Annotated in this window: 16 protein-coding genes and 1 tRNA gene; 7 read left to right on the top strand and 10 right to left on the bottom strand. The window is 49.6% G+C overall.

The features are described 5' to 3' along the window. Positions 1–139 precede the first annotated feature (139 nt). Genes ACZ5EH_RS19490 through ACZ5EH_RS19500 form a run of 3 tightly spaced genes read left to right on the top strand, consistent with a single transcriptional unit; the run spans position 140 to position 4,656 of the window. Positions 140–3,211 (top strand): PAS domain-containing sensor histidine kinase, encoded by a 3,072-nt coding sequence (locus ACZ5EH_RS19490; protein WP_464275542.1) that lies wholly within the window; start codon positions 140–142, stop codon positions 3,209–3,211. Then, on the top strand, positions 3,180–3,560 hold the full coding sequence (locus ACZ5EH_RS19495) for a response regulator (protein ID WP_464275543.1): 381 nt from the start codon (positions 3,180–3,182) through the stop codon (positions 3,558–3,560). Before ACZ5EH_RS19490 ends, ACZ5EH_RS19495 begins: the two co-directional genes overlap by 32 nt. Before the next feature lie 4 nt (positions 3,561–3,564). Further along, positions 3,565–4,656: an HD-GYP domain-containing protein gene (locus ACZ5EH_RS19500; protein WP_464275544.1), complete on the top strand. Its 1,092-nt coding sequence runs from the start codon at positions 3,565–3,567 to the stop codon at positions 4,654–4,656. 84 nt (positions 4,657–4,740) lie between these two features. Here ACZ5EH_RS19500 and ACZ5EH_RS19505 read toward each other — a convergent pair whose 3' ends face one another. Both ACZ5EH_RS19505 and ACZ5EH_RS19510 read right to left on the bottom strand, forming a co-directional pair. Next, positions 4,741–6,492 (bottom strand): DUF389 domain-containing protein, encoded by a 1,752-nt coding sequence (locus tag ACZ5EH_RS19505; protein WP_464275545.1) that lies wholly within the window; start codon positions 6,490–6,492, stop codon positions 4,741–4,743. A 424-nt stretch (positions 6,493–6,916) separates the two neighbouring features. Next, positions 6,917–6,992, bottom strand: a tRNA-Thr gene (locus ACZ5EH_RS19510). A gap of 736 nt (positions 6,993–7,728) precedes the next feature. Between ACZ5EH_RS19510 and ACZ5EH_RS19515 the strand changes: the two genes are divergently transcribed. Next, the gene (locus ACZ5EH_RS19515) at positions 7,729–8,022 is read left to right on the top strand and encodes a winged helix-turn-helix domain-containing protein (RefSeq protein WP_464275546.1); all 294 of its coding nucleotides are present in this window, start codon (positions 7,729–7,731) and stop codon (positions 8,020–8,022) included. A 368-nt stretch (positions 8,023–8,390) separates the two neighbouring features. Further along, the gene (locus ACZ5EH_RS19520) at positions 8,391–9,332 is read left to right on the top strand and encodes a universal stress protein (protein ID WP_464275547.1); all 942 of its coding nucleotides are present in this window, start codon (positions 8,391–8,393) and stop codon (positions 9,330–9,332) included. Between the two features lie 190 nt (positions 9,333–9,522). Here ACZ5EH_RS19520 and ACZ5EH_RS19525 read toward each other — a convergent pair whose 3' ends face one another. The 7 genes from ACZ5EH_RS19525 to ACZ5EH_RS19555 all read right to left on the bottom strand — a co-directional run bounded on the left by ACZ5EH_RS19525 (position 9,523) and on the right by ACZ5EH_RS19555 (position 14,913). Continuing rightward, complete coding sequence (locus tag ACZ5EH_RS19525; RefSeq protein WP_464275548.1) at positions 9,523–11,478, bottom strand: methyl-accepting chemotaxis protein; 1,956 nt, start codon at positions 11,476–11,478, stop codon at positions 9,523–9,525. Between the two features lie 66 nt (positions 11,479–11,544). Then, positions 11,545–12,348 carry a hypothetical protein gene (locus ACZ5EH_RS19530; protein ID WP_464275549.1) on the bottom strand — a complete coding sequence of 268 codons (804 nt, stop codon included), beginning with the start codon at positions 12,346–12,348 and terminating at the stop codon, positions 11,545–11,547. A 33-nt stretch (positions 12,349–12,381) separates the two neighbouring features. After that, positions 12,382–12,615, bottom strand: coding sequence for a hypothetical protein (locus tag ACZ5EH_RS19535; protein ID WP_464275550.1), 234 nt, complete (start codon positions 12,613–12,615; stop codon positions 12,382–12,384). Between the two features lie 94 nt (positions 12,616–12,709). Then, positions 12,710–13,045 (bottom strand): hypothetical protein, encoded by a 336-nt coding sequence (locus ACZ5EH_RS19540; RefSeq protein WP_464275551.1) that lies wholly within the window; start codon positions 13,043–13,045, stop codon positions 12,710–12,712. A gap of 38 nt (positions 13,046–13,083) precedes the next feature. Beyond that, positions 13,084–14,133, bottom strand: coding sequence for a sulfite exporter TauE/SafE family protein (locus ACZ5EH_RS19545; RefSeq protein ID WP_464275552.1), 1,050 nt, complete (start codon positions 14,131–14,133; stop codon positions 13,084–13,086). A gap of 17 nt (positions 14,134–14,150) precedes the next feature. Next, positions 14,151–14,453: a DVU0150 family protein gene (locus ACZ5EH_RS19550; protein ID WP_464275553.1), complete on the bottom strand. Its 303-nt coding sequence runs from the start codon at positions 14,451–14,453 to the stop codon at positions 14,151–14,153. A gap of 25 nt (positions 14,454–14,478) precedes the next feature. Then, positions 14,479–14,913: a universal stress protein gene (locus ACZ5EH_RS19555; protein ID WP_464275554.1), complete on the bottom strand. Its 435-nt coding sequence runs from the start codon at positions 14,911–14,913 to the stop codon at positions 14,479–14,481. Positions 14,914–15,118: 205 nt separating this feature from the next. On the opposite strand from ACZ5EH_RS19555, the gene ACZ5EH_RS19560 reads away from it, so the two are divergent. Continuing rightward, positions 15,119–17,752 (top strand): sigma 54-interacting transcriptional regulator, encoded by a 2,634-nt coding sequence (locus ACZ5EH_RS19560; RefSeq protein ID WP_464275555.1) that lies wholly within the window; start codon positions 15,119–15,121, stop codon positions 17,750–17,752. 31 nt (positions 17,753–17,783) lie between these two features. Further along, on the top strand, positions 17,784–20,396 hold the full coding sequence (locus tag ACZ5EH_RS19565) for a PEP/pyruvate-binding domain-containing protein (RefSeq protein WP_464275556.1): 2,613 nt from the start codon (positions 17,784–17,786) through the stop codon (positions 20,394–20,396). On the opposite strand, the gene ACZ5EH_RS19570 is transcribed toward ACZ5EH_RS19565, so the two are convergent. After that, a complete protein-coding gene (locus tag ACZ5EH_RS19570) occupies positions 20,378–20,800 on the bottom strand; it encodes a response regulator (protein WP_464275557.1) in 423 nt (140 codons plus the stop codon). The two genes, ACZ5EH_RS19565 and ACZ5EH_RS19570, sit on opposite strands and share 19 nt — an antisense overlap. Positions 20,801–20,815 lie beyond the last annotated feature (15 nt).

Consider the following 20,815-nt stretch of genomic DNA (forward strand, 5'->3'; position numbering starts at 1 on the left):
CGTTGTTTCGTACGCCCTACATGAAAGTGCTTGTTTTTTCCTATTGTTGTTTTTTGGCGGCGTGGACTGCAACAGTCATTGAATCTTACATCTTACTCAATGTAATGAACGTTATCGAGCATTCGTTGTATTTTATTGGATGCTTACTACTCGCCTGCTGGAGTTTCCTGTTCACCAGATCGATAATAAAATGATGGAGTTACCTTCCATCGCCATACTCGACCTTCTGTCCATCACCTCGGTTATAATTGCCTTGGTCCTGTTCTTTCGCACGCCAGCGAGCAGGAAAACTCCCCATTTTCGCAATATCTTCGCTTTGCTGGCAATCTTTCTGCTGGCCTACATAGGATTCATGGTGTTGGAGTCAATTGGAATCCGCCACGATGTGGAGCAACTGGAGAACTATACTGGTGCCATCCTTCCAATATTATGGCTCTTCCTCCTCTACTCCCTCTCTCAAAACGTAATGCTCCGCGACCTGGCAGAAAAAGAGAGACGAATCGAGGATGTCCTGGATGCCACCCATGACGGCATTTGGGATTGGAACCTCCTTACTGGGCAGGTTAATTTAAGCCCGCACTGGTACGAGATGTTGGGCTATGCGCCCCATGAGATCCCAGGCGATCACCAATTTTTACGGAAGTTTTTTCATCCTGATGACTTGAAAAAAACTGAAGCAAAAATACAAAGAGAGATCCAGTCAGCCGATCACTTTGAAGTTGAAAGTCGGATGCGAACCAAAGAAGGAGGCTGGAAATGGATTATGTCGCGCGGCAAGGTTGCCGAGCGCGATGCTGCCGGACAAGCTGTTCGACTGGTAGGCACAAATGTCGATATTCAGCATCTTAAGGAAGTGCAAACCGCTCTTGCGGAGTCCGAAGCACTCTCTACTGCCATTTTTAACCAAGCGTTCAATTTTTTTGGTCTATTGGACCTTGAAGGACGCCTGCTGCGCATCAACAGTTCCGTCAAAAAAGTGCTTCTGGAAGATGCGAACCTGCCAATTGGTAAATTCTTCTGGGAAGCGCCCTGGTGGCCGGACAATACCGCGGCAAAACGCATGTGCGAGGAAGCCATCAAAACGGCATGCCAGGGAAAGGTTTACAGGCGAGAAGTCAGGCATTTGGACAAGAACGGGCGTGAAATCGTTGTGGATTTGTCATTTTCTCCTTTCAAGGATGAATCCGGCAATATTATTTATATCATTCCTGAAAGCAGAGATATCACTGAGATTCGTGAATCCCGCAAGGCATTGGAAGAGAGTGAACGCCGCTTCAGGTCGATTTTCGACAATGCGCCCTATGCAATCGTTATCAACAGCCTTGAAGATGGACGCTTTCTGGATGTGAACGAGGCTTTTCTCAAATCCAAAAAAATGAGCAGGGAGCAGGCATTGGCCACACCTCCTTCCATCATGAGCATGTTTTCCCAGGAAAAACTGGATGCTCTTTTCAAACAAATCCAAGAAGAAGGGGTGTTCAATGAAGAAGCCCAAACCTTGAACCCTGATGGTTCAACGTCTTATGTACTCTTTTCCACCGTTAAAATTCCCTATGGAGAAAATCAGGCTATTTTGTCCATGGTTGTGGATATTACTGAAGAGAAGAACGCTGCCCTCGCCCTTGCTGAAAGCGAGAAAAAGTATCGTGAAATATTCAATAACACCCCTGTGGGCGTTTTTCGCACCACAGAAAAGGGACACTTGCTTGAGGCAAATCCTAAGCTCTCCGAAATGTTTGGTTTTGAAACGCCAGAAGAGATGCTGGAGAATGTCAACAACCTGGCAAGTGACATTTATCTGGTAGCGGAAGACCGCAAGACTTTTCTTCAAGCACTGGCGAACTCTCCAGAAGGAACATCGGTTGAATTGGAATTCAAGCGAAAGGACAATGTCCCCCTCTACACAATCATTCATGCAACGTTGAAGTCAGACTCTATGGGGGGGCCTCCTTACATTGACGGCACCATGGAAGATATTTCGGAAAGGAAACGTGCTGAATTGGCCTTGCGAGCATCGGAGAAGAAATTTTCAGAACTTTTCATGCTGAGTCCGGATCCTATTGTCATCTCCAATACTGAAACTGAAAAGATACACGAAGTAAACGAATCTTTCCTGCACCTGTTTGGTTATTCCCGAGATGAAGTCATTGGCAAATCAGGGTCAGAACTCGGCCTCTATGCCAATGAAGCGCAAGGTGAAGACTTTATCGCCAACATTCGCAAGAACATCCCCTTAAGAGGTCTTGAAATAGAATTTACATGCAAAGATGGAAGAAACCTTATTCTCTCCCTTTCCTTCAAGAGACTGACTCTTGACGGCCTTCCCATGCTGATGGTCATTGGCCGCGATGTGACCGACCAGAAACACATGCAGCAAATGATGATCCAGACGGAGAAGATGGTATCTTTGGGGGGCATTGCCGCCGGCATCGCACACGAAATAAACAACCCCTTGGGAATAGTTTTGCAAGCCGTACAAAACCTGGCGCAACGCTCACGCCCTGATTTCAAGAAGAACATTCAGGTTGCTTCAGAAATTGGCCTGGACCTCCAACTCCTTGATATGTATATGCGCCAACGGCAAATGGATCAATTCATCCTCGATATCAAAGAAGCGGCATTACGGGCATCTGGCATAGTACGCCACATGCTGAATTTCAGCCGCAAGAGCGAATCAAGGCGTACGATTTGCGATCTCAGGGCGATCCTGGACAAGGCTGTCCAACTTGCAAAAAACGATTATGACCTTAAAAAACATTATGACTTTAAAAGAATTGAAATCATACGCGATTACGAGGTAGATATACCCCCTGTCAATTGTACGGAAACAGAGATGGAACAGGTGTTTCTCAATCTGTTGCGCAATGGGGCGCAGGCCTTGATGTCGCAAAAAACTCCGGCACAATCTCCCCAAATTATACTACGTATCTTGTCCAGTCCCAAAAAACTCCGGGTGGAGATTGAAGATAACGGGCCGGGCATACCGGAACATCAACTACATAGAATTTTCGAGCCTTTTTTCACTACAAAACAACCAAACGTTGGCACAGGATTGGGACTTTCCGTTTCATTTTTTATCATCACCAATGGCCATAACGGTGAAATATCTGTAAAGTCTGAAGTAGGCAAAGGGACCACTTTCGTAATCGAGCTCCCCACACTGGAGCAGGGAGATACTCATGACGAACCCAGTTCGAATTCTTATTCTTGATGACGAACCAAGAATACGACAAATGATCGCGATGTTTCTGGAAGACTTTGATGAGTTCGACGTCGTCGCGATGCATACTGCTGAAGAAGCGCTTGAGGATATTGAGAAGTCACCTGCACATATCTGCATTGTGGACATGCGCCTTCCAGACATGAACGGCCACGAATTCATCCGTCTGGCCAAAGAAAAAAGTCCCGACGCTCATTTTCTTATCCATACAGGCTCTGTAGAAATATCAGAAATGGTGAGTAAAATGGGAATAGGCATCACCCCGGAGGATGTCTTCCTGAAGCCGGCGGACCTGGAAACGCTGCTCGCTCGCATCAAACAGCTTTGCCAAGAGAATTGACACCGTGACGGTACTTATCATCGACGATGAAGCAGGCTTGCGACGCTCTTTAGCAGCGTATCTGGAAGACTGCGACTTTGCGGTTCTGGAGGCAGAAAATGGGCTGCAAGGCCTTGAAGTATTGAAGAACAATCTTCAAGACCTGTCAGCAATCATTCTTGACCTCAACATGCCCGTAATGGATGGCTACTCATTCCTTCCACAAGCGATTGAACTGTCCCCAGACCTTCCCATCGTGGTTCTCTCTGGTGTCGGCATCGTGGAAGACGCCATGCGCGCCATGAGACTTGGCGCCTGGGATTTCATCACCAAGCCGCTGCATAATCTTGAAATTATTAATTTTACGCTAGACAAGGTACTTGAGCGCTCCCGCTTGATCCGTGAAAATCGGGAATACCAGCATAATCTGGAAAAGCTCGTACAAGAGCGAACTGTAGAAGTGGAGCGCACCCGCCGCCAGGTTATGCAGCGTTTGAGCAGAGCTGCTGAATACAAGGACAACGACACGGGGCACCATGTCATACGTGTGGGCGAAATCAGCGCCCTGCTCGCCCGCGCAGCAGGACTCCCAAAAGAGCGCTGTGACCTTCTCAACGAATGCGCCCCACTCCATGATGTAGGCAAAATCGGTATCCCCGACAGTATCCTGTTGAAACCCGGGAAACTGGACGAGGAGGAGTGGGAGGAAATGCGGCGCCACTGCCTTTACGGGTGCGATATCCTTGGCCCCCTCACCAGTAAAAGAGAGGCAAGAGACACCTGCCTGGACCCTATGCAAAAAGGGGGAGTTGACGACAACGAACTGCTACACCTCGCCAGAGTTCTTGCGCTCTGCCATCATGAACGCTGGGATGGTCAAGGCTACCCCTACGGCCTGCAAGGTGAAGATATTCCATTTGAAGCACGTATTGTTGCCGTGGTGGATGTTTATGATGCTTTGCGCAGCGAGCGCCCCTACAAAAAAGCTTTTTCTGAAGAAGACGCCATCGCCATAATTGAAGGCGCATCTGGTACGCAGTTCGACCCCAAAGTAGTCAGCGTCCTTTTGCAAAACAGGCAGGATGTTGCTGCTATTTTCATGAACTGGATTGATTAGTCTCTTAAGAGTCTTTTCAACTGTACGGATAATTTTCAATATTCCAGATGCATAGCCTGCTCCACTCCTAAATGCATTGCCGCCCTAGCGCACCCGCCTCAAAGACCGCTGTATCAGCTCCATATCCTCCTGGTTTCGTTTCGTTTTTCTCGAGTGGTAAAGCTCTTGAAAGGAAACGAGCCCCTTATCGGTCATCACGGCTCCCTGGTTGATCCAGGCGAAAAGCTTCACGGGCTTGTCTGCATGCTTTTCCAGCTCGCGCTGCAGACTGATAAGATAGTCCTTTTCAAAGAACCCCGCCCCATTTATTTCTGCGAGGATAACATAGCTCTTTTCTTCAACGGCCTTATGCACGGCCCCCAAAATGTAGTTCTCATTCTTTTGCAATGCGTCCTGCAATGCCAGATCCAAAGAGTTCATGACCTGAAGCTGCTTTTTGCTCGGCGTAATGGAGGTTTCCCAGCCAGGAAGGATGGGCCCCTTGTTTGTGTAAAGGGCAATATTTTCAAAACGTAAAATGAGTTCGAGGTTTGGCTCGTGGACTTCCTCACGGATGGAAGTCTGAAGATAGTTTATCTCATCAGGGGCGAGCTTTCTGAATCCAGCGATTTTGGCCAGGACCACAGGCTCATGCTTGTGCTTGAAATAATCAATCGTCACAAGGTGCAAATCTGTATGATTCTTGAGGTATCCCTTTATGGTTTTTTCGGCGGTTTGCAGGGCACGGACTTCTGGCCGTACATCCTGATCGATAAAAAAACCGTCCAGGGAGTGGTCCACCACAGCCACATTGGAGCCCTTGGACGAAATGTCATCGGTGCTTACTTCCCGCACCACCAGACTGACGGGCATCCCCAACCTTTCCGCCAGCTGATCCTCTAGCCGTTGGACAATGTCGGGATCGACTTTTATCGGCGCATGAATCTGCGCCATTGCGTGCACCCTACCGTCATGAACGTTGGTGAGGAGCTTGTCTATGCCGGAGATGGTATACCCTGCCAGCTCCACGGTGAGACGCTTCTTGATTTCATGGTCGGTAATACGGTTGCGGGTGATTGTGTACAAAGAATGGGCCAGCACGCCCGCTATGACCAAAAAACCGATGGCTGTTAGGCCAACTTTACGGATGATTTTATCCGGGCTCTTCACACCGGCAATGCGGTGCATGCCCGCTCTGTAAAATAAAATAGAGGATACCAGCAGGATGGATATGAAGTTGGTAAAGAAAAGAAGGAACGACCCCATGGCCCCATTATAAGCGCCAAAGGCCAGGCAAAGCCCGGAGTTGGCCAATGGGGGCACAATGGCCGTTGCAATGGCCACACCAGGCAAGGCAGGACTGATTTTTTCGTCGATCAGGGCGTAAGCACCTGCAAGTCCGGCCAACACGGCCACCGCAAGATCGGCCAGATTGGGTTTGGTACGCGAAAGCATTTCCGGCGTGATGGAGATATAGGGATCCACTGCTATCAATATGGCCCCCACAGCAAAACCCATGGCAACAGCCAGGGCCATTCCAAGCGCCTCTGCTCGGGTGGCGTGGTTCATGAGTTGGGCGTCCTCGCGAACCAGAGCCAAAGAAATGCCAAAGATGGGGGACATGAGCGGCGCCACAAGCATGGCGCCGATAACCACCGCCGTGCTGTTGGTAATGAGCCCGAAACCTGCAATGAGCGTGGAGACCACCACCATGACATAGAAACGTACTTCTGGCTGAGAGCCATCCGCAATACTCTCAAAAACATCTCTCGCTCGTGTGTCGGAGATTTCCAGCCGAAGAGAATTGCTGCACAAACGCGATAAGTACTGGATGAAGCTCTCGTTATCTCGATGCATAGGGCGGAGACTCCTGATTGGTCTCAAACACGGGAACAATGCGGGTATGGAATTCCCTGTTTCTGTGGGTGCTTGCACTTGGAATCTTATAAGGTAAGACTTTCAATTTTCATATGCCAAAGCAGCCACGTAGTCGAGAGCCTGGTATTACCGATAGGTGTGGCGCCAACCATTTATGAACGTGATACTACCCCCGTGCAGCGCGGAACAATGCAGCACAAGTGAGGGGGCACTTGCGATAGCGCAATTAGAAAAGCCCTCATTTCGTTGGAGGGAAAGTTATTCCTGGCAAATTACCTGGGGGTAGCTTTCAACAAACTAAGGCATGAGCAACCACCAAACGCGGGCATAAAGAGGAAAAAATGAAAAGAGGACAATACGGAAAAAGGGTTGCAGCCTTTTGACTGCAACCCTTTAAAATTCCTGGAGCCAACGATCCGACTCGAACGGACGACCTGCTGATTACGAATCAGCTGCTCTACCAACTGAGCTACGTTGGCATCTGTGAAGCAGATTTTTTACGTTATTTTTTGTCACATCGTCAAGAAAAATGACTAACGATGCCAACAGTCCAATATTTCATATATGAAAACAAGGTATAAGAATTTGAAGCCCGAGTTCTGCTGCAAAACCTCTCCACTACATTTTCAAACGCAATTTGCATCCGACAGTCCTAAACCAGAATACCTTCCCAAAAAAGAAACGCATCCAGACCAGTTTGACAGCAACCCCGCATTATGCCAAATTAGACATAAATATTCACCTCAAAACCACAAGGACGGCAGAATGCAGGCGACAACACAGAAGCAACAAAATGAAGAGTATTCCCGTATTCCTTTTAGCGGGCTTGGATTCTCCCTGAAATCCGTTGTTGCATATGAAGCCGACACCTCCTTGAGACATTCTCATAAAAAAGCGAGTTCTCAATCAGCGCCACGGACAATGCCGGCGGTATAAAAATGCTGGGGATATCCCCTTTACAGTCTTTGCATTATTCAATTTTTTCGACATCTTATATCTAAACACAACTGAAATATTGAATAGTGTTATCATTCTTGCAGGTTACTGGGAAGAATCAAACGCCCTTGATTCTTTGCAAATCTATGTTTATTGAAACACTGCATGAAAAAAAAATCATCTTCATCACCTGCGCCCAAGCATCCTGACGCTTCTATAATTCGTCTCCACCTTTGGCTTGAATCCCAGAATGGCCTCTCTTTTGGGATGGGGCGCCTGTTGTTGCTGGAAGCCGTTGAAAAAACCGGCTCACTGAAAGGGGCCGCTGAGATGCTGGGCATGAGTTACAGGGCAGCTTGGGGCAAGCTGAAAAATACAGAAGAAGCGCTCGGACAAAAATTACTGGAAAAAGCCAGCAGCAATCCCGCGGGGTATCAGCTCACACCTTTTGGCGAACAACTCATGCACAAGTTCAGAGAATGGTTTTATGATGTGGAGCAAACGGCCCTCACCCGTGCTCGCGAATTGTTTCCCTTTAAAGTCGAACCGTTTGAAAACCCCGACGACGAATAAAGAATAGCCCCACTATCCTTCTCTTTCATAATTTTCACTGAAAGACCCATCTGTTTTTCATTTTTTCTTCTTTGCGAGATATTTTGCGGTATCTGGCGCCTCATCTTTTGTGCAGTTCAATTTTCTTTTTAAATATCAGTATACTATTTCACATTGCGCAACAAGAATTCAGGGAATGCAGAGAACCTTCCCTGAGGTTTACCTCCCTTCATCTCGCACTACTTTTTTACGATAAATAATGATTACAGTATATAGCGAACGCATTTCGCAGCATGCGATATGGTATGAAGTTTGCCTTTCTTCACTACGACGAGCAAATGTTTTGCTTGTCCTGGAAAGAACGCGCAAACGTAAAAAGGAGTCTCGACATGGCAACCCTGAGTGATACGCATACACGAGAAACCCCACTGACGATAAAGAGAATGGATGAACGTAGGCTCTTGATGGCTCTTAGTGATGAGGGAGAATACATGCATGGCATCTCCTTTGTGAGCCATTTCTTTGGAGATAAAGAAAACCTCGGCTTTACCCTTTTCCATTTGTTGCCCCCTCCCAGCAGCAAAATGCACGGGTATCGAGCCATCCATGCAGAAGGCAAGATGGAGGAAAGTATCTATGCCATGCACGAAACAAGAGGGCGCGAAGCCCTGGCTCTGGCAAGTTCGCGTTTGCGCCAGTCGGGCTTCACTAAGGAACAGATAGATAAGAAAAATGAGCCTGTAACGGTCTCTCAGGTCTGGGATATCATGGAAGAGGCGCGCAGAGGGGAGTACGACGCCATAGTATTGGGTAACCGCGGCCGCAGCTGGCTGGACAGATTTCTTGAAGGTGGCACTCCTATAACTGACGAAATGCTGCAGCGTTCCTGTTATGTACCAATCTGGTTATGCGCTCACCCTCTTCCTACCAGCAAGAATGTGCTTCTTTGCCTTGATGGTAGCGAATCTGCATACCGTATGGTGGACCATGTTGGCTCCATGCTGGGCCCCAGCACAATGCACAAGGTCACCATGCTACGCGTAAAGCGTGATAATCCAGCCGGACCACGTGATCCCATGCAGATTTTTGACCGCGCGGGTAAAATGCTCGCTGCTGCCGGCATCCCAAATACAAAGATCGACACCAAGGTCGCCTACAATAACGATGTAGCGGACGCTATTCTTTCTGAGGCCGAAGCCGGTGACTTTGCCGTCATCGCAGCCGGCCGCAGTGGTTCTGGCACTGGACTGCTACGCAAGATATTCATGGGCTCCGTAACGGAAAAGGTGTTGAAGAAGCTTAATAACAGAGCTCTTTGGGTACGCTGCTGATTCCAGTCTCCATAAAACTCAGTCGTACGCCACTCTGACAAGATACCCCGCGTAAAGGCTCTGTCCTTGTGCGGGGTATTTTTCATGTCCAAAGAACCGATACTACATCTCATATCTCTACAAAAAAAGGCTGGGACAAGCCCAGCCAATTCATAGCAAGCAAATTAAAAATGAATGTTTTGCTAACGTCTCAAGCCCTGAGTTCTTGTATCAACGTACGCAAAGATGCCGCCATACTGGCCAACCCTCGCGAGGAGTCTAGTGCTTGCGCCATGCCTACCGCTGATTCGCTGGCAATGCTCGTTACCTGCTCCACTGCGGTATTTATCTGTTCCGAAGCAGCAGATTGCTGTTCCGAGGCAGCCGCAATGGATTGTACCTGCAACGCAGTATCATCTGAAAAAGCCACAATACACTGCAACGCTTCGCCAGAAGCCTTCGCATGGCTATGCGCCTTGTCCACAGCGCCTGAGACCTCGGACATTCCATCTTCTACGCGATGTGTTGCGTCTTGAATGGCCCTGATCCTCACACCCACCTCACTGGTTGCCGTCATCGTCTTCTCCGCCAGCTTACGCACCTCGTCCGCCACTACGGCAAATCCCCTTCCTGCCTCACCGGCACGGGCTGCCTCTATGGCAGCATTGAGCGCAAGTAAATTGGTCTGGTCGGCAATATCATTGATGACGGTAATTACTTCTCCAATGCCTTTGGCGTCACGCCCAAGCGTCTTCATGGTTTCTTGAAGTTTTCCGGCTATATTGCTTACTTCATTCATATACCTACCAGTCATGTGAACAACTTCCGCGCCAGAGGAAGCCTTTTCCCGTGCTTTCTTGGCAGCAAGCGCCGCTTGTCCGGCGTTGCGGGCGATTTCAAGTACGGTAGCGTTCATCTGTTCCATGGACGTGGCTGTTTCGAGCATGCGATCTTTTTGAACGATCGCCCCACTTGCCACCTGCTCGGCCATGGTGGAAAGTGCTCCTGCCGCGTCTGCAAGTTTGTCTGCGATACTGGAAGCCTCCACTGCAACTCGTGTATTGGCTTCGTAAAGCTCCTGGATTCGAGCCTGTTGTTCCAGGGCATCAGCTTGTGCTTTGCGCGCCATCTCAGCTTGGCATGCTGCTTTCTGTTCCTGCAACTTGGCGTCTTCAATACTTTCATTGAGGTGTTTGACCATACCCGTCACATCATCCCGCAATTGTCCGAACTCTCCCTGAAAAATGCCAGTGGGTCGAACGTCGCGATCTCCTGCTACAACAGCCCGAGAATATTTCTTCAGGGAGTCAAGAGATAATGCTATTCCTCTGGTGATCCACCTCATGAGCAAACAAACAAGAAACGTGACAGACAATTCCATTATCCATGTTATGACAGTCACACTCTCTGCAGTTTGTATCCGCTTTTTCCTGTAATGCGCACTCAACTCGAGAACAAGAGGTTCCATGGCGCGCCCCTGATCAACCAGGGCAGTGAGCAACAAAGCTTGTTGCGCCATGCCATCTGCATAACGGCTGAATGCAGTGTCATACGCTGTGATGTCCAATAGCAAATTCCCTGTGCCTGCCTCTTGCAGCCGCTCCAGGTTGGCATACAGATCCCGTAGTCGCAGTCTGAAAGATGCTGCAGAATTATCGCTATTACGTTGCAGAAAGTTTTTTTCCTGTCGTCGCAACTCGAGCAATGCGATGAGCGCTTCCTTGTCTTTGACTTTTTGAATATCTGTTTCGATTTTCCGAGCTGCGGATATGAAAGCTGCAAGCAATCCCTGGCTCTCATCCACACCCATTTCTCGCATCAGTTCCGCCAAGGCTTTAAAGTCCTTCTCATAGGCTTTGCTTTCACTTGCTGCCTTCCGACAGGCTGCAGCATTGTCATTGTCTAATTCTGCTATAGTCGCGAGATTTGATCTGAGATTATCCAGACGCTCTCTCACCCTTTCAACATAGACAAAATCCTTGCGCATTATCAGGTTTTTCTCATGCCGCCTGGCCTGCAGCACCTCTACCTCTCCATCAAGCGCCAAGCCTGCCAGGCGCACATATTTATCAATTGTTTTTTGTCCCAACCAGGAAGTGAAAAATAAACCGGCAAAACCGATGAGAATACTGATCAGAAGCAGATAAAGGCGCCCCTTGATGGACATCGAACCCCTCCTTACAGGTCGTTTTCGAAAATATACTAAGTACGCGCCCCCCTGCTACTTCTGGCATCAGGGTTCTTTGGGATGTGATATCCTGTCCGAAATATAATAACTGGGACGAATATCCGCGGACAAAGGAACTTCGGCGAAGCTGCTGTCTTCCCCAACTTTCCTGGCCACCAAGCATCCTTTTACTTTCATGGAGCGGTCCAGAAGATAGAGTTCCTGCCCTGTATGGATGCCATGTTTCTGCCCAAGACCAAAAATTACTTCCCAGTGCTCTTTATGCCTGGCCAACTTATAGATGGCGCCAAGTCCTCTTGATTGCAGCCTGCTTTCTTCCTTGTCGTTTTGTCTGTAAGCGAGATAAAGCATCAATAATCCTAACGGCAGGAGAACAATAACAAGCCATAGTGGGGGAATGCCGACCAACCGTTGAAGAAACGTAGCAGAATCCGCCTGCAACGCTTCTTTTGTCTTGAAAATTCTAACATCAAAGCGTGGTGTGCCTTCGTCCACGGCAACCCCACGCTGGTGCACCACCAGGTCAAAGGCGCCTGGCTCCATATCGTTGGGCACAATGACCTCACCACGCCACATCCTGCCTTTAAGCTCTAAAAATTTTAGGTAAATCAGTTCGCTAGAGCTCTCATACATCAGATTGGCTTCAAGCATCTCAGGGGAAGTGTCCAAACCACGGAGCTTTTCCAAATCCGGAAGTGTAGAGTCGAGCTTCCCATTTATTGGCGCGCTCTCACCTCGGACAACCCTGATGACGCCAGAGGATTCGATGATTCCCTGACAGGAATCGACAATGGCCAAGATCAGCAAGCCGAATATAAAAAGTGCGATATGATTCAGGCGGATGCGCATTTTTCATTCTCGCAGGGTAGTTGCGTGAAGGCCTCACGCATTGTCGCTGGCCGGTATGTCCTCTACGTTACGTGTGCGCATCTTGCGGATAAGAAATTTAAAGAAAAACAGGGTACCCAGGCACAAAGGCACATAGGCGCGCATGAAGAGATACGGCATGTTAGCCTTATCCTGATAGCTGTAATAAACGCACATGGTCAGTTCGATGAGCAGCAGCGCATCCATCGTTAGCAGAGCAATCTTTTGTTTTGTATTGAGCTTGTCCATTTTTCTCTCCTTACACTCCTGCTTGCGCCCCCCTTGAGACGCCGGAACCGTCTGGCAGAGTGACGGTCCCGGCAAGTGAGGGGGGGGTGAGGGACTATTTCTTCATTAGATCCTGTTTGGAAACATTCATCACCTTCAATGCTTGACGCTTGTCGCCATGCAGCACATAGGCGAATCGCAGAATGTCGCCACTTTCGGGTTCAATGCCAATTTTGGCCTTGGTCACTTCGAACTCGGTGATAATGCCAGTGGGCGTGCCGTACTTGTGTTCGGCGTCGAAGTTGGTATCATATTCCTCAATCGTAATAACCTTGCCGTCATGATCATAGGTTTGACACACTCCCTGCGCCACTTCTGCGGCAAATGCTGCAGAAGGAAGCAGGAAAGCCGCGAGCATCATACCCAGAATCAATCTTTTAACTGTTTGCATGTCGTTCTCCTCGTGTTTTGTCGCCTTGTGCGGTGACATCAAGCCCTGTCACCCAAAGTGCCATTGTTCTTTTTATCCTTGAGTTCATGATACGCGCCAACGAACATCACCTTCATTATCACCAGACAAATGACGCCGATGGTGCCAAGGATGACTACAGCCGCAAGGTCATTGTATTTGAACTGCTTGAGGATGATAGAGATCATGCAGCAGAGCACGGCCGCGCCGAACATCAAACGGATGCCATAACCACGGGCGTACTTGGTCGCCACAGTGCCTATCTGCGCACCAATGGCGGCGCCAGTCAGCATCACGAACACGGCGACCAGTTCGATACGCCCCTTGTAAGCGAAGGTGAACGCGCCATAGAGACCGGAGATCATAACTTCAAAAAGGTCAGTGCCCACGGCAATGTGAGTCGGGCAGCCAATGAGGTAAACCAGGGCCGGCATACGCAACAGGCCACCGCCAATGCCCAGAAAACCGGCCAGGATACCAGTCATCAGGCTGACAATGATGGGCAACCAGGCCGAGCAAGTGAAGCCAGAGGCCTTGAAGTGCATCATAGGAGGAATATTGATCTTATGCAGTGTCTTATACCAGGTGAAGCCTTCAGTACCATGTTCACCGCCGGTCTCACCTTTTTTCTTCTTGGAAACGGCTTTGGCATAGTCGCTGAACACCATCAGAGAAATGAGCGCCAGGAAGGCGACGTACACCCAACGCACCACCGAACCGACTAGGCCTATTCGTTCGAGGAGCATGACAAGTTGGGCGCCGATTTCAATACCAACCATGGTGCCGACCAACATCACCACACCCAGCTTATAGTCAACGTTGCCAAACTTGGCGTGTCGGATGGTGGAAATCATGGATTTACCCGCAATGTGGGCGATATCTGTACCAATGGCAAAGGCCATAGGAAAACCAAGAATATTCAGGCCGGGGGTAACCATCCATGCGCCGCCCATGCCGAAGAAACCGCCAATGACGCCGACCGAAAAGCCGATGAGAACCAGCCCCGGCCAAAAAATGTAGACGCCTGCTACGGGCATGTACATATAGAGCCAGTTTGCGCCTTCCATCATGTCCGTATCTCCTCTTTTTAATGTTCCACAATTTTACGCGACTTCAGGTCCAGCCCAGTGCGGGACATGATGAAATCCATGCCAAAACCAAGAAAACAGCCATACATTGCCGTAAGGACCACGGCCCAGATAGCCATAAGAGTCGGGTTGGTGTTATAGACGTCCGCGAAATAGCGCAGGATGCCAGACTGCACGAGACGGGTGTCTGCTACGACCACCAGGTCGCTGGCACTACCGCCAGCCGCCCACAGCCAGCCGGGAATCACGGCCTGCAGCGCAGTGAGCGCCATGATGAAAAGTCCTACTCGCTTTGTTCTCATGTGAGACTTCCTCCGAAAAAAGGTTTTATTTCACGATCCAGACCGAGCACGGCGCATGCGCTGCCACACGTTCGGCCACGCTACCCATGATGAAACGCTCCAGGTTGCTTTTGCCCTTGTTGCCCACAACCACCAGGTCGAAACCATATTCTTGGGCATAGTCCACGATAGCTTCGGCTGGAGATACCCCTTGCGAAATGTGCGCATCCGCTTCGAGACCATGGTCCTTGAGATTCTCCTTGGCCCTATCCACCACCTCCTGAGCTTCCGCTAACAGTTTGTCTGTGACAGCCGGGGGCATTTCATCCAAAGCCCCCATACTTGGCGCCACACAAAGAACCGTCAGAGCTCCCATGCCGCATTTTGCAAAGCGGATGGCTTCTCTCAGGGCCTTTTGGGCAAAGGTGGAATTATCCATGGCCACCAAAATCTTCTTTCCGTTTTCGCGATTTGTTCCCATACAGCTTTACCCCTTGCTTGTTTTCGTTTTTTCAGGAGCTTGGCCCCGTCATGCCACACACAAAGCAACTGCCATACCACTGCACGATGCTTGACCAGCTTGCGAGAAAAGTCGTAATATTTTGAAAATAGGGGACATCTAGATTTGCGCATGATTCTTGCGTAACTGACGAAAGGATCACGTTCTGCAAAAAGGGGTTGGAATAATGAGCATTTTTGATAACAAGCAACGCCTGCTTGGATTTCTACCGCTTCCTCACAAGCTGTTTTCAAATACGCTCGTCAGCAAACTCATTCTCACGCTGATGCCATCCTTGATAATATTGTTGGCGGTTACTGGCTTCCTAACTTACAGGCTTTCCGCAGATCACATCGCCATAGCCCTGCAAAGAAATGTGAAAGTTCAGAACCTCGGCCAGGTTCAGGCCATTGAAGATTACCTTGAATCTTGCAAACGAGCCTTGCTTTTTGTCGCGCAAGGTCGTGCAGACGCAGCATCATTGCGTGTCTTTCTGGAGCGCGAGGTGATGGTCAACAAAAGAAGTCACTGTTTTTTGGGATTCATTTCCCTCAGTGATGAAGGGCACGTGCTGCTTGTGCAGCAGGAAGGTAAGATACTGGAACTGCCTCCCAGAGAGATTGGCGACTGCGAACCAGATCCATTAGAAATTTATAATAAAATCGAAAGCCTCAAAAAGGATACTGCCTGGATTTCAGGTATCCGCGAAGTCTCCTATCCGTTTCCCTCTTTGCAAAACACCAACAACAGGCTCAATGCGCATGCCATATTGCTTGCCGCCCCTGTATTTGATGGTGAACACATGCGCGGCTATCTCGTCATGTCCATCAATGCCAAAGATATTCGTAATATCCTGAGTCTTTATAATTCAGAGCAATCACCATTATGGGCATACGCACGCAGTCCAGAAGTACGCTATAGTTTTCTGTTCAACCTCGAGGGATGGGTGCTTTTCCAATCAGACAACCCAAAACACCCATCGTCAGAACTTGCAACGTACCTTATACGTAGCGATTGCCCCGGAACTATTGGACTTCCTGATCTTGACAGTGCCTTCCGCCCCGGCGCCAAATGCCAAAAATTCTGGAAAATCGTCGCTGAAGTGAAAGAAGGAAAACAGGGTTTGCTGCCGGTCACGGAATACTATCCCGGGGATTTCTTCTCTAAAGAGCACTCCATGGCGTATGCCCCAATAATGTTCCAACCTGGCCTGGAGGGAGCTTCTGTTCCATATGCCGGCGTGGCATTCGAAGATCGCAGCAGGCTGACTCTTGTGGCAGGCTACAAGCACGTAGATGTCATGTTCATTATAACTCTTGCAGCTGGTCTTTTGGCCACCCTGCTTATTTACCTTCTCAGTCGTTTTGTTACGCGCCCCTTGTATCGACTGACGGAGGCGGTCAAAGATATACAGACTACAGGCAGGCTTGATCCAATCAGTATTCACAATGCAAGTTATGAAACTGCATCGTTACAAGATGCAATTAATAAAATGTTACGCACCATACGACAACAGCTTGAAGAAATTCACATTCGAGATTTGCGTATACGTTCTGAAAACATGCGCGAAGCAATAGAGACCGATGAGGGCTACCTGCAACTGGCGGAGTCGTTGGGACCAAGTACTATTCCGGAAATTATTGGTTTCGGCCCTCGTATGGACACGTTGCGAGAAGAGATACTTAAAGCGTCCAAAGTTGACGTGGATGTGCTTATCGTGGGTGAAACAGGAACAGGCAAACAACTTACGGCCGAAGCTATTCACCAATACAGCCATCGCAGGGTAAAACCGCTTATTTCCATCAACTGTGGCGAATTGGATGAAAATCTTCTCATGGACACCTTGTTCGGACACGTGAAAGGCGCTTTTACGGAAGCAAAGAATGACCGCAAGGGTGCTTTCCTGGAAGCCGACGGTGGAACGTTGTTCCTGGATGAAATCCAAGTGGCATCTCCACGGGTACAGCAATCCCTGCTCCGCGCCATTGCTCTGCGTAAAATTAAACCATTGGGGAGCGACAAGGATCTGGACGTTGATGTGCGTGTCATCGCGGCGACCAACATCGACTTGCGCCACCTTATTCAGGCCAAGCTGTTCCGCGAAGATCTTTATTTCAGGCTCAAGGTCATAACCATCCACACGCCTCCCTTGCGTGAGCACAAAGAAAATATTCTGCTTCTTGCCCTGCACTATTTAAAAGAAGGTGAACAAATTACAGGTAAAATAGATCTCAAGCTCAGCAGGGGGGCTCTGGAGCGCATGAAACTATACTCTTGGCCGGGTAATATTCGCGAATTGCGAAACTGTGTAACCCGTGCCGCCGTGATGAGCGAAAACGAAGTCATTCAGGCAGACGAACTGCTTCTCGATCATGATGGCACACACCCATCCGACGTAGTGGTTGAGACAGAAGTCCAAAAGATGTCAGCGTTTTCCCTCCCACCACAAAACGATGCGCCCTTGGGGGCTGCTCCTTCACGGAACAACAAGGAAGGCGGGCAAAAACAAAACAGACAAGAAGCACCACAAAGAGCGCAGGAGAATGCATACGTCCGGAAGGACAACGAGGAGCGCAAATCGGCGATAGAGACGAATGCACGACGCACTTCCCCGGTGGGACTTAATTCCCGCCAACAGGATGCTTGGCCCAGGATTCTAGAGTTGCAAAGCATTACCCGCAATGAATACGAGGAGCTGCTCGGCGGAGAAATCTCCTCCAGAACAGCCATTTACGACCTCCAAGACATGGTAACCAAAGGTCTCTTGAAGAAAAAAGGACACGGTCCTGCCACTCGTTATATTGTGATTGTTAACAATTGAACCGGGCGTTTTGTGCCCAGGCGGTGAAGGTATGCTCGCGGTCTTGCGCTCTCTCTTCACTTCACGCAACAAGCCGGCTGGCTCAACAAAATCCAGGAAGCATTCTTCCGATCAGGATATTGTTCAGGCTTTCCGAGATAAGTACAGCCATTTCCGAAACCTGCTCGAATCAAATTCTGAGCTGCTGCAAATCATTGCCGAACTACAGATTGCACTTATTGGTGACAGAATCTTTGGCGCAGCGTTTTTGCGATCTCAAGCAGCCCGTGCACTTTTCCACGCTACCCGCATCGTCAAAAGCCTGAATGCCATATCAGGAGGGCGCTTCCACCCCCTGGACGAAAGACTGCAAACATTGCGCACCCGCATCAATGCAATTGCGGCTCGTGGTTTCGTAACCAAAAACGCACCGTTCATCATGCGGCATGCTGAATTGGGTAAAGAGTCCGTGGACATTGCAGGAGGCAAGAACGCCAACCTGGGAGAAATGGCCGGACGCCTTGGGCTGCCCATTCCAAAAGGATTCGCAATCACGACTTCCGCCTTTGCTGCTATGTTGGAAGCGGAAGGTCGGCTGGAGAGCATACGCTCCATCGCCATAGACATTACTCCAGAGGACACAAAAGCGTTGGCGCGTTGTAGCGAAGAAATCCAGGCTTTGATTCTTTCCGCCAGGATACCGAAGAGTGTGACCACAGCACTTGAGGACGCATGGCATCAAGCTTTTAGCGCCAGCCAGCCACGCGAGGGGGCTCCTCCACCAACTACTGCCCTCCGCAGTAGCGCGGTTGGTGAAGACAGTGAACTTTCCTTTGCCGGACAATACCTGAGTATTCTGGGGGTCCCGTATTCTCGATTGATGGAGAGCTATCGCTTGATCGTGGCAAGTCTGTTCACGGCCCGCGCCATTTCCTACCGACTTTTCAAAGGCATTCCTCTTGAAGATGCAGCCATGGGCGTTGCCTGCCTTGAAATGGTGGATTCCGTGGCCAGTGGCGTCATGTACTCGCGCCACCCCTTTGATGCGGCGGACGAGAATGTTTTGATCAACGCAGTATGGGGGCTGGGGCCCTATGCAGTGGACGGAGTCGTGCCTCCGGATGCATACCGCATTTCACGTGGCGGAGAACAACGCCTGCTCTCCAAAACAGTATCCACCAAACGAGTGCAACTACGTTTGGAAAAAGGCGGTGGTGTGAAAGAACACCCTGTGCCTGAATCACTACAGAAAAGTCCATGCCTGAGCGAAGCGCAAGCTATACAGCTTGCTCGCTGGTCACTGCTGCTGGAAAAACACTATGGAACACCGCAGGATACCGAATGGGCCATGGACCAAGAAGGGCAGCTTTTATTATTGCAAACCCGTCCTCTAGGAACCGAACTGCTTGCCGCGCAATCCGCGCCCGCACCGGCTATAAAGGATCAGAAAATACTGCTGCAGGGTGGTGATACCGCCTGCCCAGGAGCTGGCTGCGGCCCTGTCCATTTAGTGGAAAGTGATGACGATCTGGATACGTTTCCAAAAGGCGCTGTTCTCGTAGCCAAACACTCATCCCCCCGTTATGTAGTCGTGTTGCAGCACGCAGCAGCAATCATCACTGATTCAGGCAGTGTAACCGGCCATATGGCGTCTCTTGCTAGGGAATTCCGTGTTCCTGCTCTCTTTAATGCCAGGGAAGCCATGCAAACCCTCCAACAGGGACAAATCGTCACCGTCGATGCCTGGGGGCGGCGCATTTACGCAGGAGAGGTGTCAGAACTCCTCACGCAGCAAAGCGCACAAGCCGGTGTCATGAAAGGAACCCCGATCTTTACCCAATTACAGGAACTTGCATCCCTCATCGTGCCCCTGACATTGACAAATCCAAAATCATCCAGCTTTACGGTGGAAAATTGCAAAACATTGCACGATGTAATGCGCCTGGCCCATGAGCACTCCTATACGGAAATGTTCTCCATCAACGATGTGACGTCTCGCCACAGCGGTATCACCCAAAAGCTCGAAGCCCCCATCCCCTTTGACCTTTACGTCATAGACCTGGGTGACGGGCTGACTTCCGAGGCCACCAAAGGACGTGTTCGTCTTGAGAATGTGCTTTCCGCCCCCTTCAAGGCGTTGCTAGCAGGCATGTTGGACGAAAACCTGCGAGCCAAGGAACCACGTCCAGTACATCTGGGTGGGTTTCTTTCTGTAATGGCGCAACAAATGCTTGCTCCTCCGAACCAGGGGGGGGAGCGGTTCGGCGATCGAAGTTACGCCCTTGTATCTGACAGATACCTCAATTTCAGCTCTCGAGTGGGGTATCATTACGGCATTGTGGACGCGTACTGCGGTAAAACCGTAAACAAAAACTATGTCAATTTTGAATTTAAGGGGGGCGCAGCGGACGATGTTCGCCGTAATCGCCGGGTCCGGGCAATCGGCCTGATTCTTGAAGAACTGGGATTCAATGTGGAAGCCATAGGCGACCGCGTCACCGCAAGATTTCAAAAATATGAAGCCGGCGAATCACTCCAGCGGCTGGAAGCTCTCGGCCGGCTGCTGCTTTTCACACGACAAATGGATATGCTCATGAACAGTGAAAACAGTGTTGAACGAGCTGCTCGCTGCTTTAGAGAGGGGTGTTACGATTTTTCCTCGTAAATATTTTGTTCTTTGCATTTTTCCTGTTTCCTCTCCCAGACGGCGCGAATCTTGTCGGCAAGTTGTTCCGTATCTACTGGCTTAAGCAGATAGTCTGCCGCACCCAAATACATGCCGTCCACAGCATCATCAACGGAGGCGTGTCCAGTCAAAAAAACCACCTCCGTGCTCCCCCCCTGCTCTCGTATTGCACGCAAGGTCTCAAGACCGCTCATCCCTGGCATTTTCTGATCAAGTACAACCACATTGAAATCTCTGCACTCCAACACTTCCAGACACGCATTCCCACTCTCCACACCATGGGCGGCAAACCCTTTTGCCCCAAGCAACCGCACGGCATTACGCCGAAAACGTTCGTCATCATCCACCACCAGAACGCTTATATGTTCATTGCCTTGTGCCATTATCTTCCCCTCACT

The organism is Desulfovibrio biadhensis (genome assembly GCF_055388615.1).